Source organism: Nocardioides sp. Root140 (genome assembly GCF_001426745.1).
In the GTDB taxonomy this organism is placed as follows: domain Bacteria; phylum Actinomycetota; class Actinomycetes; order Propionibacteriales; family Nocardioidaceae; genus Nocardioides.
On the sequence record NZ_LMFI01000002.1, the window covers coordinates 1 to 16,657 of the forward strand.

At 69.3% G+C, this 16,657-nt stretch carries 15 protein-coding genes; 9 read left to right on the plus strand and 6 right to left on the minus strand.

Features of this window, described 5'->3' with window-relative positions; translation table 11 throughout:
* Nucleotides 1–175: 175 nt before the first annotated feature.
* Both ASD30_RS07590 and ASD30_RS07595 read right to left on the minus strand, forming a co-directional pair.
* On the minus strand, nucleotides 176–1,009 hold the full coding sequence (locus ASD30_RS07590; protein WP_056679525.1) for a phosphotransferase family protein: 834 nt from the start codon (nucleotides 1,007–1,009) through the stop codon (nucleotides 176–178).
* Between the two features lie 10 nt (nucleotides 1,010–1,019).
* Entirely contained in the window at nucleotides 1,020–1,862 is an 843-nt protein-coding gene (locus tag ASD30_RS07595) for a prephenate dehydratase (RefSeq protein WP_056679527.1), read from the minus strand.
* Nucleotides 1,863–2,007: 145 nt separating this feature from the next.
* Here ASD30_RS07595 and ASD30_RS07600 point away from each other — a divergent pair, with 145 nt between their 5' ends.
* Nucleotides 2,008–3,147, plus strand: coding sequence for a luciferase domain-containing protein (locus ASD30_RS07600; protein WP_056679534.1), 1,140 nt, complete (start codon nucleotides 2,008–2,010; stop codon nucleotides 3,145–3,147).
* 4 nt (nucleotides 3,148–3,151) lie between these two features.
* Here ASD30_RS07600 and ASD30_RS07605 read toward each other — a convergent pair whose 3' ends face one another.
* Nucleotides 3,152–3,877, minus strand: coding sequence for a MerR family transcriptional regulator (locus ASD30_RS07605; RefSeq protein ID WP_056679537.1), 726 nt, complete (start codon nucleotides 3,875–3,877; stop codon nucleotides 3,152–3,154).
* Nucleotides 3,878–4,016: 139 nt separating this feature from the next.
* Between ASD30_RS07605 and ASD30_RS07610 the strand changes: the two genes are divergently transcribed.
* Nucleotides 4,017–5,228: an acetyl-CoA C-acetyltransferase gene (locus ASD30_RS07610; protein WP_056679539.1), complete on the plus strand. Its 1,212-nt coding sequence runs from the start codon at nucleotides 4,017–4,019 to the stop codon at nucleotides 5,226–5,228.
* Nucleotides 5,229–5,259: 31 nt separating this feature from the next.
* Nucleotides 5,260–7,458 (plus strand): 3-hydroxyacyl-CoA dehydrogenase NAD-binding domain-containing protein, encoded by a 2,199-nt coding sequence (locus ASD30_RS07615; protein WP_056679545.1) that lies wholly within the window; start codon nucleotides 5,260–5,262, stop codon nucleotides 7,456–7,458.
* A 63-nt stretch (nucleotides 7,459–7,521) separates the two neighbouring features.
* Here ASD30_RS07615 and ASD30_RS07620 read toward each other — a convergent pair whose 3' ends face one another.
* Entirely contained in the window at nucleotides 7,522–8,085 is a 564-nt protein-coding gene (locus ASD30_RS07620) for a hypothetical protein (protein ID WP_056679548.1), read from the minus strand.
* Between the two features lie 35 nt (nucleotides 8,086–8,120).
* Between ASD30_RS07620 and ASD30_RS07625 the strand changes: the two genes are divergently transcribed.
* The 5 genes from ASD30_RS07625 (at nucleotide 8,121) to ASD30_RS07645 (ending at nucleotide 14,115) form a co-directional block, all read left to right on the plus strand.
* Nucleotides 8,121–9,368: an acyl-CoA dehydrogenase family protein gene (locus tag ASD30_RS07625; RefSeq protein ID WP_056679551.1), complete on the plus strand. Its 1,248-nt coding sequence runs from the start codon at nucleotides 8,121–8,123 to the stop codon at nucleotides 9,366–9,368.
* Nucleotides 9,365–10,228 carry an SDR family NAD(P)-dependent oxidoreductase gene (locus ASD30_RS07630; RefSeq protein ID WP_056679554.1) on the plus strand — a complete coding sequence of 288 codons (864 nt, stop codon included), beginning with the start codon at nucleotides 9,365–9,367 and terminating at the stop codon, nucleotides 10,226–10,228. The genes ASD30_RS07625 and ASD30_RS07630 overlap by 4 nt, the downstream gene beginning before the upstream one ends.
* 1 nt (nucleotide 10,229) lies before the next feature.
* The gene (locus ASD30_RS07635; protein ID WP_056679557.1) at nucleotides 10,230–11,312 is read left to right on the plus strand and encodes a phosphotransferase family protein; all 1,083 of its coding nucleotides are present in this window, start codon (nucleotides 10,230–10,232) and stop codon (nucleotides 11,310–11,312) included.
* Complete coding sequence (locus ASD30_RS07640; RefSeq protein WP_056679560.1) at nucleotides 11,312–11,995, plus strand: histidine phosphatase family protein; 684 nt, start codon at nucleotides 11,312–11,314, stop codon at nucleotides 11,993–11,995. Before ASD30_RS07635 ends, ASD30_RS07640 begins: the two co-directional genes overlap by 1 nt.
* A gap of 65 nt (nucleotides 11,996–12,060) precedes the next feature.
* Nucleotides 12,061–14,115 (plus strand): acyltransferase family protein, encoded by a 2,055-nt coding sequence (locus ASD30_RS07645; protein WP_056679563.1) that lies wholly within the window; start codon nucleotides 12,061–12,063, stop codon nucleotides 14,113–14,115.
* 100 nt (nucleotides 14,116–14,215) lie between these two features.
* Here ASD30_RS07645 and ASD30_RS07650 read toward each other — a convergent pair whose 3' ends face one another.
* Together ASD30_RS07650 and ASD30_RS07655 are read right to left on the minus strand one after the other, a co-directional pair.
* Nucleotides 14,216–15,280: a hypothetical protein gene (locus ASD30_RS07650; RefSeq protein ID WP_156393549.1), complete on the minus strand. Its 1,065-nt coding sequence runs from the start codon at nucleotides 15,278–15,280 to the stop codon at nucleotides 14,216–14,218.
* A gap of 171 nt (nucleotides 15,281–15,451) precedes the next feature.
* Complete coding sequence (locus tag ASD30_RS07655) at nucleotides 15,452–16,201, minus strand: SDR family oxidoreductase (protein WP_056679569.1); 750 nt, start codon at nucleotides 16,199–16,201, stop codon at nucleotides 15,452–15,454.
* 29 nt (nucleotides 16,202–16,230) lie between these two features.
* On the opposite strand from ASD30_RS07655, the gene ASD30_RS07660 reads away from it, so the two are divergent.
* Nucleotides 16,231–16,605 (plus strand): VOC family protein, encoded by a 375-nt coding sequence (locus tag ASD30_RS07660; protein ID WP_056679571.1) that lies wholly within the window; start codon nucleotides 16,231–16,233, stop codon nucleotides 16,603–16,605.
* Nucleotides 16,606–16,657: the final 52 nt, after the last annotated feature.

Consider the following 16,657-nt stretch of genomic DNA (forward strand, 5'->3'; position numbering starts at 1 on the left):
GCATGCGAACAACCTGGAGTCGGTGTTGACCTATGAGGGCACCAGTGAGGTGCACCAGTTGATCATCGGCCAGGCCGTCACCGGCGAGTCGGCCTACCGCTGAGCCTCCCCCTTGAGCGTGACCGGACGCCTGGTGTCGACTCGTCGGGCTCCTGTGCCGGTGAGGGGGACACCCTCAGCGCACGACTTCGTCGAGCCACGCGTCGAGCCTGGCCAGCTCGGTCGCGGAGCCGAACATCGGCTCCCGCCCGGGCGGTGGGAGGAATCCGACAGCGTCCATCACCAGCCAGTGGGTGTCCGGAGTGCGGCCGGTCAGCCCGGCGTACGCCTTCATGAACCCACGGGCAGGGGAGGGCCCGAAGGCCATGGCCAGGTTGGTCGCGGCATGGGCCGCGTCGAGCCAGGCCGGGCCGGTCGAGGTCTCCACCCAGTCGACGACGCCCGAGATCGAGCCGTCGGTCCAGAGCAGGTTGCGGTGGCTGAAGTCCCGGTGGAGGAACGTCGGCTCGAACGGCGGTGAACCGGCGGTCAGCAGGTCGAAGGCTCGGCGCCACGAGTCGGGGTGCCGTGTCCACGGTGGGACCACCCACTTCGCCTCCCACGCCCACGACTGGAAGTCGCGGAACGGCTCGGCCGGCCGGAGGTCGTGGATCGTCGCCAGCATCGACGCCATGGCGTCCACCGCGGCAGCGTCGACGCGAGTCGTCGGTGTGCCCGGAACGCGCGTCATCAGGTGAGCCGCGACTCCGGCAGTGAATCCCACCGCGATGCTCGTCGGGGCCGGTACGACGCTCGAGGCGAGGGCGACCTGCGCCGCGCGTTCACGCAGGGTGAGGTCGCTGCCGTGCGTCCGCCACGGCTCCTCCGTCGTCAGGCGCAGGACCGACTCACGACCGGACGAGTCGGTCAGGGCCAGCATGGTCGACGTCATCCCGCCGGCGAGCTGCTCGGCGCGAGCCAGAGGGCACCCCAACGCGTCGGCCGCCCACGCCAGCGCCGCCTCGAGCACCGCCGATGACCTACCGCTGGGCCCGGAACGGGTGCGCGGGGTAGACCCCGAGGATGCGGATCTCGTTGGTGAAGAACTCCAGCTCCTCCAAGGCCCGCGCCAGTGCCGGCTGCTCGGGGTGCCCCTCGACGTCGGCCAGGAAGACGGTGGCGCTGAACTCGCCGTCGACCATGTAGGACTCGAGCTTGGTCATGTTCACCCCGTTCGTGGCGAACCCACCGAGCGCCTTGTAGAGCGCCGCAGGCAGGTTGCGGACCCGGAAGACGAAGGTGGTCACGGTCAGCTCGTCCGAGACCGGGGGTACGACGTACTCGCGCCCGAGCACCACGAAGCGGGTGGTGTTGTGCTCCTCGTCCTCGACGTCGGTGGCCAGCGTCTCGAGGCCGTAGATCTCGCCGGCGAGAGCCGTGGCCAGGGACGCGCGGGTCGGGTCGCCGCTCTCGGCCACCTCGCGTGCGGACCCGGCCGTGTCACCGGCCATCACCGGCTTCACGCCGAGCTCGTGGATGATCCGGCGGCACTGACCGAGTGCGTGGATGTGGCTGTGCACGGTCTTGATCGACTCGCGGGTGGCGCCGGGAACGGCGAGGAGCTGGAAGTGGATCGGCAGGAAGTACTCGCCGACGATGTGCAGCCCCGAGTCCGGGAGCGCGTGGTGGATGTCGGCCACCCGGCCGTTGCTGGAGTTGTCGATCGGGATCATCGCCAGGTCGGCGGCACCCTGCTGGACGGCGTCGAAGGCGTCCTCGAAAGACGCGCAGGGCAGGGGGTCGCCGTCAGGGAAGACGTCGCGTACGGCGATGTCGGAGTTGGCGCCGGGCTCGCCCTGGTAGGCGATCTTCTTCGCAGTCACGCAAGCATCTTCGCAGCCCCGCCCGGGTGAGCGCCTGGGCGTTCACCCTGTGCACCTCTCGTGGCGGCAGCGTCAGGGCCGCGTAACCTGACCCCCGGGTCCGGACGTCCGGATCGTCGTCGCGCAGAGAACGAGGAATCACCAGATGAGCTTTGAGGCACCCGTCGTCACCGTTGCCGGATCCACCGACGTCACCGCCCCCCTCGTGGTGCTGTTGCACGGCCGCGGAGCCGACGAGTCGTCGATCCTCGCGCTCTCCGAGCAGCTGCCCGAAGGCCCGGCGTACGCCGCGGTGCGTGCCCCGATCACCGAGGGCGGCGGCTACGCCTGGTTCGAGAACCGTGGCATCGGCCGGCCCGTCGAGGAGTCGCTGGCCGAGACCATTGCCTGGTTCCGCAAGTGGCTCGACGAGGTTGCTCCCGCCGGACGCCCGGTGATCCCGATCGGCTTCAGCGGTGGCGCGGCCTTCGCCGGCGGCCTCGTGCTCAGCGACCCCGCGCGTTTCGCCGGCGTGGCCGTGCTCAACGGCACGCTGCCGTGGGATGCCGGCCTGCCGGTCGACGTCGCACACCTGGCCGGCCTGCCGGTCTTCCTCGTGCACGGTGAGCAGGACTTCGTGATTCCCGCCGACCTGACCCGGCGCACGTGGGACTACCTGACCGGCGACTCCGGCTCGGCCACCCTGGCCCGCCGCGACCCCGGCGGCCACGTGATCTCCCACGAGACCGTCGCCGAGCTGGCTGACTGGCTGTCGCGCCGCCTGCACCACCTCGAGACCGTCGGCGCGGCACTCGTGGGCCGGGCGGAGACCGTGTCCTGGCCGACCCTGCCCGAGGGCCTTCCGGCGCGGGTCGGCGCGCGCCCGTTGGTGAGCTGGGCCTACCCGCAGCAGCAGTTCTCCGACCAGTCGCCGCACGAGCTCCAGACGGCACTGTTCGACCGGATCACGCGGGCCGAGGGTGTCAGCGTCGGCGAGTCCCAGGTCGCCGTACCCGGTTCGCGCGCCTTCTTCCTGGCCGACGCCGCCGGACCGGCCGAGGCCTTCGTGGTCGCCGAGGACAACGAGTTCGCGCACCTGCACCCGCTCTACGACACGTCCCTGCACCTGACCCTGCCGGCCGACCTCGCCGCCGACGCGATCGCCCAGGGCTGGGCCCAGCCGCACATGCATGCCGGCACCCGCAAGTCGCCCGGGTTCGTGCTGGTCTACGGGCCGCGCACCGAGGCCGAGGTCGAGGTCGTCGCCGGCATCGTCGAGGCCTCGCGCCGCTACGCGCTCGGCTGACCGACTATTCGGTCCGGCGCGCGATCTCCTCGCGCATCTGCTCGTTGACCGCGCGTTCGTACGCCGACACGAGCGCGGCGATGGAGAGCGGCTTGAGCAGCTCCACGGCCTCGGTCAGGTCCTCGTCGCTCGCACCCGACTTGCGGTACGCCGGCCAGAGCACGGTGCGGAAGTGCTCGAGCATGTCGGCCGCGACCGCCTGGGCGTGCCGGGCGTAGATGTCCCCCATGGCGGAGGCGGTTTCGGAGGGGTAGCCGAAGCGAATCAGCCGCAACCCCGCGTCGAGGTGCGCAAGTGCCACGTCGTAGCGCCCCTTGCCGACGGACGTGAGGACGCCGAGCGCACCCAGGCCCTCGAGGTCGTCCGCGGACAACGCGCGCCCGGCATGCTCCTCGAGCTCGGCCATCGTGACTCGCTCGGGATGCTCGGCCATCCATGGCGCGAGCAGAGCGCGATGCAGGCTGACCGTGGCCGGCGGTGCGTCGTCGGGGATCTTGGCGACGTACTTCTCGATCGCGGCGAGCGTGAAGCCGTGGGCCTGGAGCTCGGAGACCAGCTCGAGACGCGCCACGTGGTCGGCGGTGTAGTAGCCCGAACGGCCGCGACGGATCGGCGACGGAACGAGCCCGCGGGTCGTGTAGAAGCGCACGTTGCGCACGCTCATGCCGATGCGCTTGCACAGCTCGTCGAGCGTCATCAACTCCTTGAGGGAATCGACCGACTCGTCCATTCGACACCGTCCTGTTGCCCATGATCCGGATCACAGTGGTCTTCCTTGACCACCATGACAGTAATAGTGTCACAATCAAGGAGTGCGGTGGCTGACTCGCCGCGCACACCATCAGACATCACAGGAATCAGGGACGGTCATGGCTGAAGCATTCGTGTACGACCACATTCGTACGCCGCGCGGCAAGGGCAAGGCGAACGGCTCACTCCACGAGGTGAAGCCGGTCGACCTCGCTGCCGGGCTGCTCAAGGAGGTCCAGGAGCGCAACCCCAACCTGGACCCCAACCGCATCGACGACGTCGTGCTCGGCGTGGTCTCGCCGATCGGTGACCAGGGCGGCGACATCGCCAAGACCGCCGCGCTCAAGGCCGGTCTGCCCGACACCGTGGCCGGCGTACAGCTCAACCGCTTCTGCGCGTCGGGCCTCGAGGCCGTGAACCAGGCTGCCTCCCGCGTGCGCGGCGGTTTCGAAGACCTGATCCTGGCCGGCGGCGTCGAGGCGATGAGCCGGGTGCCGATGGGCTCCGACGGCGGCGCCTGGGCGATGGACCCGTCCACCGCACTCGCCACCGGCTTCGTGCCTCAGGGCATCGGCGCCGACCTGATCGCCACCCTCGAGGGCTGGAACCGCGAGGACGTCGACGCGTTCGCCGCCGAGTCTCAGGCCCGTGCGGCCAAGGCCCAGGCCAACGGCTACTTCGACGGTGCGGTCATCCCGGTCAAGGACATCAACGGCCTGACCGTCCTCGAGAAGGACGAGTTCATCCGCCCCGGCACCACGGTCGAGAGCCTGTCGGGCCTCAAGCCGAGCTTCGCCAGCATCGGTGCGGACGCCGGCTTCGACGACGTCGCGCTCGAGAAGTACCACTGGGTCGAGAAGATCAACCACGTCCACCACGCCGGCAACAGCTCCGGCATCGTCGACGGCGCCTCGCTGATCGCGATCGGCACCGAGCAGGTCGGCAAGGACCTCGGACTCACGCCGCGGGCCCGCATCATCTCCGCCGCCGTCTCGGGCGCAGACCCGACGATCATGCTCACCGGTCCGGCCCCCGCCGCCCGCAAGGCCCTGGCCAAGGCCGGCCTCGAGGCGAAGGACATCGACCTCTTCGAGATCAACGAGGCGTTCGCCGCGGTCGCCATGCGCTTCATGCGCGACATGGGCATCAGCCACGACATCACCAACGTCAACGGTGGCGCGATCGCGATGGGCCACCCGCTCGGTGCGACCGGCGCGATGATCCTCGGCACCCTGATCGACGAGCTCGAGCGCCGCGACAAGAAGCGCGGCCTCGCCACGCTCTGCGTCGGCGGCGGCATGGGCATCGCCACCATCGTCGAACTCGTCTGACCTCGCCACGACTTCCGGAACAGGACCTGAAATGACTGACACCCAGACCCAGAGCGCCGTGCGCTACGAGCGCGACTCAGACGGCATCGTCACGCTCACCCTGGACGACCCGACCGCGGGCGCCAACACGATGAACGACCTCTACAAGGACTCCATGGCCGCGGCCGTCGAGCGCCTGTACGCCGAGGTCGACGACGTCACCGGCGTCGTGATCGCCTCGGCGAAGAAGACCTTCTTCGCCGGTGGCAACCTGAAGAACATGGTCAAGACCACCAAGGACGACGCGGCCGAGATCTTCGCCGCCGCCGAGGAGATCAAGGCCGGTTTGCGCAAGCTCGAGACCTACCCCCGCCCCGTCGTCGCCGCCATCAACGGCGCCGCGCTCGGCGGTGGCCTCGAGATCTGCCTGGCCGCCAACCACCGCATCGCCGTCGACGGCTCCTACAAGATCGGGCTGCCCGAGGCCTCGCTCGGCCTGCTGCCCGGCGGCGGCGGCGTCACCCGCGTCGTCCGCATGCTCGGCATCCAGTCCGGCCTGATGGACGTGCTGCTCCAGGGCCCGCAGTTCAGCCCGGCCGCCGCGAAGGAGAAGGGCCTGGTCGACGAGGTCGTCGCCACCCAGGACGACCTGCTCCCCGCGGCCAGGGCGTGGATCCTGGACAACAAGGAAAACGCCGACGCCGCCTCGAACCCGTGGGACCGTGCCGGCTACAAGATGCCCGGCGGTACGCCGTCCAACCCGAAGCTGGCCGCGTTCCTCCCGGCCTTCCCGGCGCTGCTGCGCAAGCAGCTCAAGGGTGCCGACTACCCGGCCCAGAAGGCGATCCTCTCCGCGGCCGTCGAGGGCGCGCAGGTCGACTTCGAGACCGCGTCGCGCATCGAGTCCCGCTACCTGACGAACCTGATCGTCAACCAGGGCTCGAAGAACATGATCCAGGCCTTCTTCTTCGACCTGCAGGCGATCAACTCCGGTTCGCTGCGCCCCGACGGCTTCGAGCGCTTCAAGGCCACCAAGGTCGGCGTGCTCGGTGCCGGCATGATGGGCGCCGGCATCGCCTACTCCTGTGCCCGTGCCGGCATGGAGGTCGTGCTCAAGGACGTCTCCGACGAGAACGCCGCGAAGGGCAAGGCCTACTCCGAGAAGCTGCTCGACAAGGCGATCGCGCGCGGCAAGTCCACGGAGGAGAAGAAGGCCGAGCTGCTCGGTCGCATCACCGCCACCGCCGACCCGGCCGCGCTCAAGGGCTGCGACCTGGTCATCGAGGCCGTCTTCGAGGACCCGTCGCTCAAGGCCAAGGTGTTCGGCGAGATCATCGAGCACGTCAACCCCGACGCGCTGCTGTGCTCGAACACCTCGACCCTGCCGATCACTGAGCTGGCCGAGGGCATCAGCCGGCCCGCCGACTTCATCGGGCTGCACTTCTTCAGCCCCGTCGACAAGATGCCGCTCGTCGAGATCATCCGCGGCAAGGAGACCTCCGACGAGGCCCTGGCCAAGGCCTACGACGTCGTGCAGCAGATCAAGAAGACCCCGATCGTGGTCAACGACAGCCGTGGTTTCTACACCTCGCGCGTCATCGGCACCCAGATCAACGAGGGCCTGGCCATGCTCGGCGAGGGCGTGCACCCGGTCTCGCTGGAGCGCGCCGCCACGCAGGCCGGCTTCCCGGTCGGCCCGCTGCAGATCAGCGACGAGCTCAACATGGAGCTGATGGTCAAGATCCGCAAGGCGAACGTCGAGGCCGCCGAGAAGGCCGGCATCGACCCGGGCCCGGACCCCGCCGGTGCCGTCATCAACACGATGATCGAGGCCGGTCGTCCCTCGCGCCTCAAGGGTGCCGGCTTCTACGAGTACGTCGACGGCAAGCGCCAGGGCCTCTGGTCCGGTCTCGCCGAGACGTTCCCGGTGGCCGAGGAGCAGATCCCGCTCCAGGACATCAAGGACCGGATGCTCTTCATCGAGGCCCTCGAGACCGCGAAGACCTTCGAGGAGAACGTCATCACCTCGGCGGCCGCCGCCAACATCGGCTCGATCATGGGCATCGGCTTCCCGGCCAACACCGGCGGTGCCGCCCAGTTCATGACCGGCTACCAGGGCGCGGACGGCGAGATCGGCCTGTCCGCGTTCGTCAAGCGTGCCGAGGAGCTGGCCGCGGCGTACGGCGACAAGTTCGCGCCGACGCAGTACCTCAAGGACATGGTGGCGAAGGGCGAGTCCTTCCCCGCCTGACCCGACTGGTAGACCCGCTTGACGACGGCCCGCTGACCCTCGAGGTCGGCGGGCCGTCGTGCATCAGCGGGCCTTGGGTGGGCCCAGCTTCTTGGCGCAGGCGCGGGTCTGCTTGAGGTAGTCGGTGGCGACCGTGGAGTCGTCGCTCTTCAGGGCCGCTGCCACGATCGCGTTGCGCAGCACGTCGTCGTCGATCGCCTCGACGCAGTCGACGTACGCAGTGATGTCCTTGTCGGTCGCCTTCGGGTAGCGGTCGCGGCGGCTCTCGATCTCGCCACGGACGTCGCGGCAGGCGATCACCGCGTCGGCGTACCCACGGGCGACCTCGCGGTCGGTCAGGCCGCCCTGGGCGGTGTTGACGGTGAGGTTCCGCTTCAGCAGACCGCCCTTGATGAGCTTGGCGGTGCCGAGGTCGCTGACCATGCGCTTGCCGAGGCAGATGCCGGCGTCGCGGGCGAAGTCGGTGGGGTTCCTGCCCTGGAACTCGATCGCCAACGCCCGGGCCGCCTTCTCCTCGTCCTTGTCGAGGGTGGTCGGGTCGTCGCCGCCACACCCGGCCACGCCCATCAGGACGGGGCCGAGCAGGAGTACGGCGGCGAACCTGCCGACCGCGAGACGTGAGCGCATAGTGGACATGATGGCAGTCGCGGTACCTTCCCGGCATGGACTTCTCACCGACGCCCCGTGCCGCCGACCTGACCGCGCGAGTGGCCGCGTTCATGCGTGACGAGATCACGCCGATCGAGGGCGACTACCACCGAGAGCTCGCCGACCTGCGACGCACCGGCGACCCGTGGACGCCGCTGCCCGTGCTCAAGGAGCTGCAGGGCAAGGCCCGCGCGCAAGGTCTGTGGAACCTCTTCCTGCCCAAGGAGCACGCGGGGGAGTACGCCGCCCGCTTCGGCACTGACGGCGGCGAAGGGCTGACCAACGTCGACTACGCCCCGATCGCGGAGCTGACCGGGCGCTCCGCGATCGCGCCGCTCGTCTTCAACTGCAATGCGCCCGACACCGGGAACATGGAGGTGCTGCTGCGCTACGGCACCGGCGAGCAGCGTGAGCAGTGGCTCGAGCCGTTGCTCGACGGTCAGATCCGCAGCGCGTTCGGCATGACCGAGCCCGGAGTCGCGTCCTCCGACGCGACCAACATGGAGGCCACCGCGATCGTCGACGGCGACGAGGTCGTCATCAACGGCACCAAGTGGTTCACCACCGGCATCGGCAACCCCGAGTGCAAGATCATCGTGTTCATGGGGCTGACCGACCCCGACGCGGACCGCCACCACCGGCACACGATGGTGCTCGTGCCCCGTGACACCCCAGGCGTGAAGGTCGAGCGGATGCTCTCCACGATGGGCATCCAGGACGAGCCGCTGGGTCATGGCGAGGTGTCGTTCACCGACGTGCGCGTGCCGGTCGGGAACATCATCTCCGGGTCGGGGGAGGCCTTCGGCATCGCGCAGGGCCGGCTCGGCCCTGGCCGGGTGCACCACTGCATGCGCCTGATCGGCCTGGCCGAGGCGTGCCTCGAAGCCGCCTGCCGACGGGGTCTGGCGAGGACCGCGTTCGGCAAGCCGATCGCCAACCTGGGCGGCAACCGCGAGCGCATCGCCGATGCCCGCATCGCCATCGACCAGACCCGGCTGCTGGTGCTCGACGCGGCGTGGAAGCTCGACCAGGGCGGCCCGCTCAACGCGCTCTCGGAGGTCAGTCAGATCAAGGTGGCCGCGCCCAACATGGCGCAGCAGGTCATCGACTTCGCCATGCAGATCCACGGCGGTGCCGGTCTCTCGGACGACTTCATGCTGGCCGCGGCCTGGACCTCGGCCCGTTCGCTGCGCCTGGCCGACGGGCCCGATGAAGTGCACCGCGGCATGGTGGCCCGCCTCGAGCTGGGCAAGTACGCATGAGCGCCGGACCGGGCCGGCGGGTGCTGGTCACCGGGGCTGCTTCGGGGCTCGGCGCCGCGCTCGTCTCGGCGTTTTCCGCCCGGGGGGACCGGGTGCTGGCGACGGATCTCGACGTGCGGGGTCTCGATACAGGCGCAGAGCGCCTTACTCGACCAGCGGAGGGGGTGGAGCGCCTTCCTCGACCAGCGGAGGGGGTGGAGCGCCCTACTCGACCAGCGGAGTTGAAGCTCGACATCACGTCGGACGACGACTGGGCTGCCGCGCTGGCGTGGGTCGAGCGCGAGTGGGGCGGGCTCGACGTGCTGGTCAACAATGCAGGCGTCGCGGGTGGTGGCCGTCTCGACGTCGCCACGATGGACGAGTGGGAGTGGATCACCCGCATCAACCTCTTCGGTGTCGTGCGTGGCACGCGCACGTTCGTGCCGATGTTCAAGGCCCAGCGCTCGGGCCACATCGTCAACGTCGCCTCCCTCGCGGGCCTGGTCCACCCGGCCGGGATGGCGTCGTACAACGCGGTCAAGGCGGCCGTGGTGGCGCTCAGCGAGACCACCGGGCACGAGCTCGCGGCGTACGACGTGCGCTGCTCGGTCGTGTGCCCGTCCTACTTCCGGACCAACCTGATGGACGGCCTGCAGGGCGCCGACACCGCGCTCGGCGCGGTGATGTCACAGCTCGTGGAGAACTCGCCGTTCACCGCCGATGACATCGCGCGGGCCGTGCTCGAGGGGATGGATCGCGGAGAAGATGTCATCATTCCGGACAAAGCGGCCCGAGGTGCGGTGGACCTGAAGCAGAATGACCGCGCGGCGTACGACGCCGTCATGCGCAAGCAGGCCGCCCGACTCGACCAGATGGGATGACGTGACCGACAGCGACGCGGGCAATCCGGCCCGACCCGTTCGTGACGAGGACTCCTTCGACGTGGCAGCCGTCTCCGCATGGTTGCGCGCCCATGCCGCAGACGGGTTCCGCGAGACCGTTGCCGCCGACCCCGAGGTGCGCCAGTTCCCCGGTGGTGCCTCCAACCTCACCTACCTGTTGCGCTACCCCGACCGTGACCTGATCCTGCGGCGGCCCCCGGTCGGTCGCAAGGCGGCCGGCGCCCACGACATGGGCCGCGAGTTCCGGATCCAGTCGGCGCTCGCGCCCGTGTTCCCGCTGGTGCCGGCGATGGTCGGCTTATGCGACGACGAGTCCGTTCTCGGCTCCGACTTCTACGTGATGGACAGGCTCGACGGGACGATCCTGCGGCAGGACTTCCCCGACGACCTGACGCTGGCGCCCGACCAGGTCGCCACGTTGTGCCGGAACGCGGTCGACGTCCTCATCGACCTGCACCGGGTCGACGCCACCCGCCCCGACCTCGCCGCCTTCGGCAAGGGCGAGGGGTACGTCGCACGACAGGTGAGCGGCTGGTCAACGCGGTTCCGGGCAGCCCGCACTGAAGACGTCGGCGACTTCGAGGCCGTGATGGCCTGGCTCGACGAACACCAGCCCGCCGACGTCGGCACCTGCGTGATCCACAACGACTTCCGGTTCGACAACCTCGTGCTCGACGCCGACGACCCGCTCAAGGTGATCGGCATGCTCGACTGGGAGATGGCCACCCTCGGCGACCCGCTGATGGACCTCGGCGGTGCGACGGCGTACTGGGTGGAGGCCGGCGACGACGACTTCTTCCAGATGTTCCGCCGCCAGCCCACCACGGCCCCGGGCATGTGGACCCGCGCCGAGCTGGTCGAGCACTACTGCGCGCAGACGGGCATCGACATGACGCCCGAACGGTGGCGCTTCTACGAGGTGTTCGGGCTGTTCCGGCTCGCGGTGATCGCCCAGCAGATCTACTACCGCTACTTCCACGGCCAGACCACCAATGAGGCCTATGCCGTCTTCGGCGACGCGGCCAGATATCTCGAGCACCGTTGCCAGGAGGTCATGGCCTGATGGGTCAGTTGTTGCTGGTGCGCCACGGACAGGCCTCGTGGGGCACCGAGAACTACGACGTGCTCTCACCCCTGGGCTGGGAGCAGTCGCGGCTGCTCGGCCTCGAGCTCGGCCGGCGCGTCCCGACGCCCGACCTGGTCGTGCACGGTGACATGCGCCGGCACCGGGAGACTGCCGAAGCGGCCATCGAGGCGGCCGGTTGGGGCTCGGTCGAGACCTTCGAGGACGCCGACTGGAACGAGTTCGACCATCTCGGCTTGCTGGCCTCCGAGCCGAGCCCGTCCGGTGATCGTGAGCCCACCCGGGCCGAGTTCCAGGCGTGGTTCGAGATCGCGACCGCACGCTGGACCTCCGGCGAGTTCGACGCGGAGTACAAGGAGTCCTTCCCGGCCTTCGCCGCCCGGGTCGACGAGGCACTGCTGCGCACCATCGACCGGATCGGATCCGGGGGCACCGCCGTGGTCTTCACCTCCGGCGGTCCCGTCTCCCTCGCGGCTTCCGGCCTGCTCGCCGCGGCGGCGCCCGATCTTCCCGCCTCGTCGTACGCCGGCATCTGGGGCCAGCTGAACAAGGTCGTGGTGAACTCCTCGGTGACCAAGGTGGTGGTCGGTGGCCGGGGCGCGACCCTGGTCTCGTTCAACGAGCACTGTCACCTGGAGGGTGACGGGCTCACCTATCGCTGAATCGGTGGCCCTGGATCGGCCTCGCTGAATCGGTTGGGCCGGGCCTCGTCGGGTATAAAAGGCGGGTGTCAGGCGACGGGGAGAAGACGAAGGCCCACGCGAAGCGTGCCGACATCCAGGGACTCCGGGCCATCGCCGTCGGCCTCGTGGTGCTGGCCCACAGCCACTTCCCGTTCTTCGACGGCGGGTTCGTCGGGGTCGACGTATTCTTCGTCCTCTCCGGCTTCCTGATCACCGGCCTGCTGGTCAAGGAGTCCGAACGATCGGGCCGGATCAGCATCCCCGGGTTCTACGCCCGCCGGGCCCGCCGGATCCTGCCGGCCGCCACGATCGTGCTGGTCGCGATCACCGTCTTCACCGCCCTGACCGAGCCGCTGACCCGTCTCAAGGTGGTCGTCGACGACGCCCTCTGGTCGGCGGTCTTCCTGGCCAACTTCCACTTCGCCGACATCGGCACGGACTACTTCGCCAGCCAGGACCCGTCCCCGATGCAGCACTACTGGTCACTGGCGGTCGAGGAGCAGTTCTACCTGGTCTGGCCGCTGCTGCTGATGCTGCTGGTGTTCCTGCGCAGCTCGCGCCGCACCATCTTCGTGGTGCTCGCACTGATCTGGCTGGTGTCGCTGGTCTGGTCGGTCTGGCAGACCAACCAGGCGCCGGTCGACGCCTACTTCTCGTCCGTGGCCCGCGCGTTCGAGCTCGCCACCGGCGCCCTGGTCGCCGTACTCACGCCCGTGCTGAACCGGCTGCGCGACGGACACCGGGTGACGCTCTTCGTGGTCGGCCTGGGGCTCGTGCTGGTCGCCTCGCTGGCGTTCACCGACATCACCCCGTTCCCCGGCTGGCTGGCCCTCGTCCCGGTGCTCGGCACGGCGGCCCTGCTGGCCGCCGGCACCGGCAAGGAGGTCGGCCCGAGCAGGCTCCTCGGGCTGCAGCCGCTGCGCCACATCGGCGACCTGTCCTACTCGATCTACCTGTGGCACTGGCCGGTGCTGATCATCGGCGACAAGCACGTGCCCGAGGGCATCGCCGGCACGGCCGTCCTGCTCGTGCTCACCCTCGTGCTCTCGGAACTCAGCTACTTCTTCGTCGAGCAGCCGTTCCAGCACGGCAAGGTGCGCATGGTGCGGGGCCGCTGGTCGCTGGTGCTGTGGCCGGTCTCGCTGGCCCTGGTCGCCGGCACCGCGATGGCCTCCAACCAGTACAGCGAGGGCGAGCTGGCCAAGAGCCGCGAAGCGGCCCAGCGGTACTACCAGGAGCACCCCGAGGCGCTCCAGGAGGCGAAGCCGCGCAACATCACCAAGGCGCTGCGGCACTCGCTCAAGCTCGCCGACGACGGGGCCCCGCTGCCGCCCGAGCTGGTCAACGGGGACTTGCTCGGCCGCGACATCTGGCAGGAGCCGTTCCCCTGCTACGCCAGCTTCGACGACCCGACCACCAAGCTCTGCCCGGCCGGCGACCTCGACGCCGACAAGACAGTCGTGATGTACGGCGACTCGCACGCAGGCATGTGGATGCCCGCACTCGACGCGATGGGAAGGAAGCAGGGCTTCAAGGTCATCCCGTTGATCAAGGTCGGCTGCGCGCCGTACGACGTGCCCCAGTCCAACAAGGGGGAGGCGTTCCCGAGCTGCCCCGAGTTCCGGGACTGGGCGCGTGGCCAGATCGAGCAGATCCAGCCCGACGGGATCGTGCTGGCACACCGCGGCATGTTGTTCATGGACAGCTCGACGCCCGAGGAGGACTGGGAGTCGGGGGTCCGCGAGACAGTCGAGGACCTCTCCTCGATCACGCCGAACATCAAGGTGCTCGGCGACATCCCGAAGATCCCCTGGGAGCCGCAGGACTGCGTGACCGACGTCGACGCGACGATGGAGTCGTGCACGGCTCCGGCCAAGAGCCTCGAGATCACCTCCAACGCGCTCACCCGCGACGCCCTCGAGGGCACCACCGCCGACTACGTGCCGACCACCGACCTGATCTGCGTCGACGGGCGCTGCCCCTTGGTCGTCGGGGACGTCGTGACCTTCCGCGACAAGGCGCACCTGTCGCTGAGCTGGACCAAGATCATCTCCCCGCGGTTCGCCAAGATGGTCGGCCTGCGGTTCCCCCAGCGCTGATCTGGGGCCCCGTGCCGACTGCGGGTCGTGGCTTTCTGCACGAAATCGTCGGTCACAGGTGGACGGAGAGCGATTTCGTGCAGACTCGGAGCAGGGGAGCTCATCCCGGTCTCTGGGTCCATGGCTGCGCGGCGCGCATTTCGGCGTTGACCTCCGCGAGCACCTCCGCTCTGCGCAGCTCGGCCTCGGCACAGTCAGGCACGGGGCGGGCCTCCCAGCGGCGTTGTCCAGGTGGCAGGAACCTTGCGCGTGAGCGTGCCCGCTGCAGCCGGTCGACCACCAGCCCGGTGTCTCGAAGGTCGGTCCCGGTCACCCGGGTCACCTCGAGTTCCACGCCGCGCATGTCCTCGTCGCGCCGGGTGTCGCGAGTGTGCTGCCGCCGGGATCGGTGGTCGGCGCCGTCGAACTCGATGACCAGGCCGGCTTCCTCGTCGAGCAGGTCGGCCAACCCCAGCAGGCGGCCGGATCGATCGTGGACGGGGCAGTTGACGTGGAGGCGGGGCAGGCCGGCGTCGAGTTCGGCGATCAGGCGCAGCGCCGTCTCTGCCAGAGACCTGGCGCGCTCCCTGGCGTGAAGACACGCGAACCGGGCCCTGGCGATGCGCTTCCAGCCGGGATGCCTGTCGACGTACGTCGACACGCGCTCGATCGAGGTGATGCCGGCCGCGACACAGGTGTCGAGCACGGCCACCGCATCCCGATCAGTCCGCGCCAGGCGCACGGCGTCGAACACGGCCCGCTCGGCCCGTGTCACCGGAATGCCGACCACGCGGGTGACTTCATCAGGAGTGAGGCGTTCACGGCTGATCGTGACCCTCGCGTCGTCGCGGATGTTCCCGGTCGGGCCGATGGCCAGTGGGACCGGAACCTCCGCCAGGCCGTCGGCGCCCAAGCCGTCGAGGAAGTTCGCGCCGTGAAGTCGGCAGGCCGCCCAGCCGGTGGCGGCACCGCCGGGTGGCAGGCGTGCAGACTGTTCGATGATGCGCTGCTCGGGCACGCCGATAGGGGTGTTGGCCGGGACGTAGAGGCCATGAGAGGTGACCCGCCACCTGGGACCACGGGCGGCGCCGGGGGTGGGGCCGGTCAGTCCTTGCGGATCGACCGGGACGGGTGCCACCAAACCCCGCGGCGGGCTGCATCGGACGCTCCACCTGTGCGCGCTCATCCGGCAAGCCTGACGGCTTTGCCGGCCGGCGTGTGGTGCTCATCCACAGGCCCCGAGCAGGAAGGACGACGGTGAGCACCGACGTGTCGGGACAGCCGGATGGTTCTGCACGAAACGGTCGCCTTCCGTGCCGTCAGCAGCGATTTCGTGCAGACGCGGCGCTGACCCAGGTCAGATCATCCGCTTGAGCACCGGCAGGGGTGCGTGCTTCATGACCACGCTCATCGGGGCCCACGGCAGCGGCGGCACGCAGGCGGAGTCCTTCTCCTTCTCGATGGCGTGCACGATCGCCTTCACGCCCTTCTCGGTGGAGACCTGGAGGGGGTTCTTGTGCTCGGCCTTCTCGTTCATCTCCGAGGCGATGAACCCGGGGTAGATCACCGACACCTTGATCGGCTTGCCGTGCAGCTCGGTGCGGAGGCCCTCGGCAAGATGGGCCACCCCGGCCTTCGTGGCGGCGTACGTCGTCATCGCCTTGGGCATGCCGCGCATCGCGGACATCGACGAGATCATCACGAAGTGCCCGGCGTCCTGGGCGCGGAAGATCTCCATCGCCGCCTCGGACTGCGCCAGCGCGGCCACGAAGTTGGTCATCGCCGTCTCGCGGTTGGCGGCGTACCGGCCGGTGCCGAGGGGTGCGCCCTTCCCGAGGCCGGCGTTGATCACGATGCGGTCGATGGTGCCGAAGTCGGCGGCGAACCCACGGAAGACCTCGAAGACCTGGTCGTCGTCCGTCACGTCGAGCTGGCGGATCTCGACCCGGCGGTCCGGGTGCTTCGCGATGATGTCTGCGCGCAGGTCTTCCAGCTTCTCGAGGCGCCGGGCGCACAGGGCGAGGTCGTAGCCGAGGTGGCCGAACTGGCGGGCCATCTCGGCGCCCAGTCCGGAGCTGGCACCGGTGATCAGAATCGTCTTCGTCATGCTTCGAGTGTCGCGTACTGTCTGAAGACATGAGCGGACGCGTGGTGCATTTCGAGATTCCGTACGGCGAGGGCGACCGGGCGCGGGCCTTCTACGCGGAGGCATTCGGCTGGGAGCTGCTCGACATCCCGGAGATGTCCTACACGATGGCGACCACCGGGCCGTCCGGCGAGACCGGACCCACCGAGCCGGGCTTCATCAACGGCGGCATGATGCGCCGCGAGAGCCCGACCGAGGGCCCGGTCGTGGTCATCGACGTGCCCGACATCGAGGCGTCGCTGGCCAAGATCGAGTCCCTCGGCGGCAGCACGGTGCTGGGCAAGCAGGCCGTCGGTGAGATGGGCTTCGCGGCCTACTTCAAGGACGTCGAGGGCAACATCATGGGGCTCTGGCAGTCAGCCTGAGTTCGACCCCGGCGTGACTGTGCAGAGGGCAGTGCCGAACCGTCTCAGCAAC